The 6,000-nt window shown below is 54.7% G+C and carries 2 protein-coding genes and 1 pseudogene; 2 read left to right on the top strand and 1 reads right to left on the bottom strand.

What is annotated here, in order from left to right; all coding sequences use genetic code 11:
* Positions 1–529: hypothetical protein (locus tag IYY11_RS07215; protein WP_196403231.1), on the bottom strand; the 529-nt coding region annotated here is incomplete at its 3' end.
* A gap of 473 nt (positions 530–1,002) precedes the next feature.
* Between IYY11_RS07215 and IYY11_RS07210 the strand changes: the two genes are divergently transcribed.
* Positions 1,003–3,951, top strand: coding sequence for a N,N-dimethylformamidase beta subunit family domain-containing protein (locus IYY11_RS07210; RefSeq protein ID WP_196403230.1), 2,949 nt, complete (start codon positions 1,003–1,005; stop codon positions 3,949–3,951).
* Positions 3,952–4,210: 259 nt separating this feature from the next.
* Positions 4,211–5,310 (top strand): annotated as a pseudogene (locus tag IYY11_RS07205) (ISL3 family transposase).
* Positions 5,311–6,000: the final 690 nt, after the last annotated feature.

Raw genomic sequence — 6,000 nt, 5'->3', positions numbered from 1 at the left:
GCCCGTCATTGCGAACGAACAGCACCTTGTCTTGTACTTGGACCACATGCGTCCAATTGGAGGCGGCGCCACTTCCACTGGAAGTCATGTTGAGTTTGCCGCCTGCGACATTCCCCACGGCGAACAGCCCGTCATTGCGAACGAACAGCACCTTGTCTTGTATTGGGACCACATGCGTCCAATTCGGGGCGGCGCCACTTCCATCGGAAGTCATGTTGAGTTTGCCGCCTGCGACATTCCCCACGGCGAACAGCCCGTCATTGCGAACGAACAGCACCTTGTCTTGTATTGGGACCACATGCGTCCAATTCGGGGCGGCGCCACTTCCATCGGAAGTCATGTTGAGTTTGCCGCCTGCGACATTCCCCACGGCGAACAGCCCGTCATTGCGAACGAACAAGACATCCGCACCGGTTGAAGCAACACTAGCATTAACGGCACCAAAAATGACCGAAGCGGCCGTTCCTTGCAAGAGTAGACGACGATTGATGTTGAATGGTCGGGATAAATCGCAAATAAGTAATTTCATCTCGCTCTCCAAGATCTATCAATAATCAATTTTACCATTGTGGCATCAACTCAGCAACACCTGATTTATGTGTTCCCAGGAATGGCGCGACCAGATGCGATTGATAAGCGTGGACCCATCCGCGCCGAGTCGATCTTTGGATGAACTTAAAATGGCAGTTGAACCCCGCCACTCCATCGATATATGATTGCTGCGTCGCCCGCGACAGGTGCGGATCCTCATGTCTTCGATCATGCACTGGTGAAGTCGTCGCGATCGGGAGGCTACTGTGCTGAGAAGGGGCCGATGTGACGATCACATCCTCTCATACAAAAGGCTTCACTTCAGCGATCTCACAGCCGCAGTCATTACGCTTTGAACGGCAAAAAATTCCAGACATCACTTCAAGACGTCTATAACGACGTGGCAATCCTGGCCTAAGGCCTAGGGAATCAGCTTAAGCTTCGTTAGTTCAACTAAACTTCGAGATTATCATGCGCGATACTATACATCGGCGGGCGATATGCGCAATACTCCTTTTATACTTGGCAATCAGCTTCGAAAGTAGAATCGCATTCAGCCAAGAATCACCGCTCAAGCAGGGGTCTGACATCACTGACGCTTCGAGCAAGAAATTCAACGCGATCGAAATAGAGAATGCGCTCGGCGGGACTACTTCATGGAAGCTTACGAATCCGGCGACAGCGCAAGAGATCGAAGGTTACGCCTCGTTAACTAGCGTCAACAAAGGAAGCGCAATCGATTTCTTCGTTAGCACTTCGAGTCCGACGTTCATCTATCAAGTTTATCGCATGGGCTGGTACGCAGGAGCTGGCGGGCGAAGCGTGCTCGGGCCGACGAGTGTTTCTGGCGGCGTCCAGGAAACGCCATCGATCGACCCGGAATTCGGGACGATAGACTGCAACTGGAAAGTCTCTTTTTCGATTTCCGGCGAAACCACCCGCACCTGGACGACCGGATTCTATTTGGTGAAGCTTACAGCCAATAGCGGCAAGCAAAGTTACATCATATTCGTTGTGAGAGACGACGCGACCGCTTCGAAATTTCTTTTCCAGTCGGCGGTCGCGAATTGGCAGGCATACAATAGCTGGCCCGGACCGCCGGTCGGTCGGGGTGTCGACGGAGGCGACACAAGCAAGGGAATTGGAAAGTCTATATATTGTCCCGACTGGGTCGGGCACGGCGGTGAGCCAAGAGGTTGCGGAGCCCTGAAGGTGTCCTTCAACCGGCCTTACGCAGTGATGAACATGGGCAGCACGGGCGGGAAATCGAACAACCCTAATGTGGCTAGCACCATCGGTTCGGGTGAATTTCTCGGGCATCTCAATTCTGATCTCTTCGATACCGTTGGGGGATGGGAATACAATATGGTGCGCTTTATCGAGCGTGAGGGGTTCGATGTTAGTTACATAACCAGCATCGACACCCATCAGATGGGTTCTGCGGCGTCGCTGCTAAAGCACAAAGTTCTTCTTTCGGTCGGCCACGATGAGTATTGGTCGCGCAAAATGCGAGAGAATGTCGAGGCCGCGCGCGATGCGGGGTTGAGCCTAGCGTTTTTCTCGTCGAACACCTCTTTCTGGCAGGTTCGATTTGAGCCGAGCGGAGATCGCCCGGATCGAATCATGGTCGCGTTCAAGAACGCAGGGACTGGCCAAGCAGGTGATATCGCGACACGCGTAACATATCTGAGCGCATTGCCGGACACTTTTGACGCCGGAAATGGCATTGATCTTAAAACCCATCTTTGGAGGAACGCGAACAATCCCGAAGTGAACATGTTGGGGACGGGCGGCGTCGCTGGAGAGCCTGGATTTGATGCTGAGTTCAACTCTCGTGGTAGCTACCTTTCAGTGCCCTTTGTCCCCGCGAACGTTGACGGCAGCAGTGGTTTTCCTTGGCTTTACACGGGCACCGGCGCATCGGATGGGGAAAGACTACGCGGCTTGATTGGGCTCGAAGTGGAGGTTGGAACCCGTAGGCCTGGAGCGATCGTGATCGGCAAATCACCCTATGGGAGCGATCTTACCGCGTGCCCGCCATGCGCTGAGGCGACCATTTACGACACTGGCCATGGCTCAACGGTTTTTAATGCGAACACCGTGCAGTGGAGCTGGGGCCTCGATGATTATGACGCCACCTGCTCCCGTCCCTCGTATGTGAGTGAAACTGCGCAGCAGATCACGCGAAATGTGCTGAAAAGACTCTCCGGCATGCGCCCCACTTGGAAAAACTCGTTCAGCGAGTCGTTCTACTCCAATGTGGTCGATGCTGGGCTCTGGGATGTTAAATCGATTTCTCTTGGCCCCACAGGTCAGGGCATTGAAATAAAACAAGGGGGAGGCGTACTCTCCGTTGCTCCCGCTCTTGGCGCGTCTGGTTTGAACTTCGCGGGCTACGCCACTCACCAAGCGATGGATTTCACGAACATGCAGGCGTCCGTTGAAGTGACGCAAACCACGTCGGACGGCAATTCCAACACCTACCTAGCGATAGCTCAAGACGCAAATAACTGGTATCGGATCATTGTACAGACGCCTTCGCTTCTGTTCCAATCCAATGAGAATGGTTCTGTTTCCACGACGTCCATCGATTACGTCGGAAAAATGCATCGGTGGTGGCGCCTCCGCAGCGTAAGAAGTCAAGTTTTCTTCGAGACGAGCGCTGATAACGTCGAATGGCAGGTCCAGCGCAAGATCGCGAACCCGAATTGGATCGCATCAGCCTACGTTGAGATCGGAGCCGGGAGCTATGCTCCCGCGTCCTCAACCGCAGCTAAATTCCGGAATTTCTCTTTCAAGGAGGGGAAACAAGAAACCCTGAGTGAGGACTTCTCAGCGTTCTTTCAGGATCGATCAAAGTGGATCACTTCAAACGTTTCTGCAACAGGGCTTGGAGGAGCGGGATGTGTCTCGCAGGGCGAGGGCGCGCTTGAGATTCGCATGCCCTTCCGGCAGAAGCGCCCAGCCTCTGCTTATCCAGTAACAGCGTGGACTGATGCGCCGAATTATACCGGCTACGTTTCGCGCGACGCTTGGGATTTTACGAATAGAGCGGTCACAATTCATCTCGCCGAATCAGATTCGAACGCCATAACGTTCTTTGGGATCGCAGTCGACAATAACAATGCGTATCGGCTTCTTCGTTCCGGGCAGTTGCTCTTCTTGGAGAAGGCCGATGGCGGGAATTGGACTGCTCCGCATATACAATTCGATCCAATCGAGCATGCCTGGTGGCGCGTCCGACATGCGGGCTCCTCGGTATTTCTCGAGACAAGCGCCGACGGTTCGTCCTGGAAGGCGCAGCAGAGTTTCTCAGCCGAAACGTGGCTTAGCAAAGTCAAAATTGAGATTCAGTCGGGGACTTTGGCCAATGTTGATAATGTTGGTCCGTCAAGGTTCGACTTCTTTTCATTCGATTAGACTGAAGGGAGCCATCTTGGCTTGAGATTATCTGATTCTGAATCGGAATAGCCATCAAAAGTGAGAATATCGGCCTTCAATATTCTCACGTTTGATGGGTCTCCCTCACTCTGTGTGGGTCGACATCGATTTCTGAAACGGATTTGTCTCGACGGATGTCGGGCGATAGCTTTGTCTTATGCAAGAGAAATTTGGCTGGGCTTCCGGACTTGGCGTGCGAGTTTTAGACGCCGTGCAGGCGGACGGTCATTGGAGCATCATGGCGATGACCGAGGGTCCCGGCAGTTGCCCTGACTGCGGCCAGCATTCAACCCATCGGCACGGCTGGCACGAGCGTAAACTTCAAGACCTTCCGGCGCAAGGAGCGAGCGTGACGCTGAAGTTGCGTATGCGGCGTTGGCGCTGTTGCAATAAGACGTGTGAGCGGCAGACGTTTGTCGAGCGGTTGCCTGAAATCGCTACCCCTTTCGCGCGCCGGACGCAGCGCGCTTCCGAACTGCTTCATCTCTTCGGCCACAGCGTTGGCGGCCGTCCAGGCGAAAGGTTGATGAAGCGCATCGGCATGCCGACCAGCGACGATACGATCTTGCACCATCTCAAGCGTCGAGCAAAAGTGCGGAGTGCCGAGCTAGGCGTTCGGGTGGTCGGAATCGACGATTGGGCTTGGCGAAAGGGTTCCACATACGGGACCATCGTCGTGGACTTGGAACGGCGCGAAGTGATCGATGTATTGCCGGATCGCTCCATGACCGGAACCGCAAATTGGCTCAAGCAGCATCCCGAAATCGAGATCATCAGTCGTGATCGCTGCGGTTTGTTCGCTCAGGGCGCTCGCGAAGGCGCGCCACAGGCGCGGCAAGTCGCCGATCGCTTCCATATCCTGCAGAACCTACGCGATGTTATTCAGGCGCAGCTCAGCCGCGCCACAGGATCATCTGCGCGTCCTTTGTTGCCTGGGCAGGACGGCGACGACGAACGCGATGTGATGATTTCTCCCAGCCTGCGGGATAAGCATACGCTAAGGTCGTCGTTTTGAAGCAGGCCTCGCCCAGCTTCGTCGTGATGCGCCAACTCGCAATACGCTTTCGAAGCATTCTGCGCGGCGATGATCCAGACAAGCTCAATAATTGGCTTCATGACGCAAAGCATTGCGGTGTGCGTTCAATGCAGCAGTTTGCGCGAACGTTGAGCCGAGATATCGAGGCCGTCAAGAACGCCATCGTAGAACATTGGAGCAGCGGCCAAGCCGAAGGGCAGATCAACCGCCTCAAGACATTAAAGCGCGCCATGTATGGCCGCGCAGGCATTGAGCTGCTGCGAGCTCGAATGCTTCCATTCGAAACGGCCATGTGCACGTAAAGTGACGCAGACCCATTGAAACCGAAATCGGATTGAGACTGATTTTTTCTAAGCCACTGTTTTTCAAAAGATCGTGAGTCTCATCTTGAAACCGAAATCGACAGCGGTCATGAACGGAAACCTGCGTGAGCAGTTGTCCTACGAACCGCCAAGCTTCAAATCGCGTTTCGACTGGCTGTTCAAGCCGACGCCGACGCTCCTTCGAGCAGCATAGCTGCCCCAGCTAGTTTAACGGTCCCCGCGCGGCTGCGCACTCCCACAAACCGAAAAAGCACTTCGCCTCAGGCGGACGCAGAGGATCCAGCAGAATCTTTACGTGACTGAGGACCGGTGAGAAAATTCTGTCGCCCGACGCGAGCAAGGCTCTTTGTCCCCAATGCGCGAAGGCCTCGGCGCGCGCCGGATCGATCGGGGGCGTAACAAGCCAGCGCCGCGATGAGGCGCGACCAGTGCTCCTCATCCTCGATTGCGGATCGCGCCTCGACATGAAGCCGAGGCGCGACGAGAGCATGTAAAGTCGTGGGGAGTATGTAAATTTTCGAAGGTTACAATCGCCTCTTTGAGAGAGGCGAGCCTATGCAAAAGCTGGTTTGGCGGGTGAAAATCGTCACTGACCTTGGGGACGGAGCGCCGGAAATCGACGTCGAGGTGGCCCGGCTCGAAAGGGACGAGCTTGAACGGAATCCGCCA

The sequence above is a fragment of the Methylocystis sp. H62 genome, assembly GCF_015709515.1.
In the GTDB taxonomy this organism is placed as follows: Bacteria; Pseudomonadota; Alphaproteobacteria; order Rhizobiales; family Beijerinckiaceae; genus Methylocystis.
Note: the sequence above shows the minus strand (reverse complement) of the source record. Positions and strands in the feature narration are given on the sequence as shown.